General features: G+C 64.0%; 1 pseudogene. It reads right to left on the reverse strand.

The features are described from left to right. A pseudogene (locus ACEWB7_RS18330) lies at positions 1-405 on the reverse strand (nitrite reductase large subunit); the annotation flags it as partial.

The following is a 405-nucleotide window of genomic DNA, read 5'->3' on the forward strand; positions in this document are numbered from 1 at the left end:
TCACTGCTCACCTTGCAGAAGAACTGCGCGACCTCGGTCTTGATGCCGCCATTGCCGGCGACATAGATTTCGTAGCCGGATTCGACGCCGATCACGCCCACGTCCTTGATGCCCGCTTCGGCGCAGTTGCGCGGGCAGCCGGACACGGCAAGCTTCACCTTGTGCGGGCTGTACATGCCGAACAGCATCTTTTCCAGCTTCACGCCGAGGCCCATCGACAGCTGCGTGCCGAAGCGGCAGTGTTCGGCGCCGACGCAGGTCTTCACCGTGCGCAGGCTCTTGCCATAGGCGTGCCCGGACACCATGCCGGCCTTGGCGAGGTCGGCCCATATCGAGGGCAGATCATCCTTCTTGACGCCAAGCAGATCGATGCGCTGGCCGCCGGTCACCTTGACGGTGGGGACC

The organism is Acinetobacter sp. NIOH-H-8 (assembly GCF_046635365.1).
Lineage (GTDB): Bacteria > Pseudomonadota > Gammaproteobacteria > Pseudomonadales > Moraxellaceae > Acinetobacter.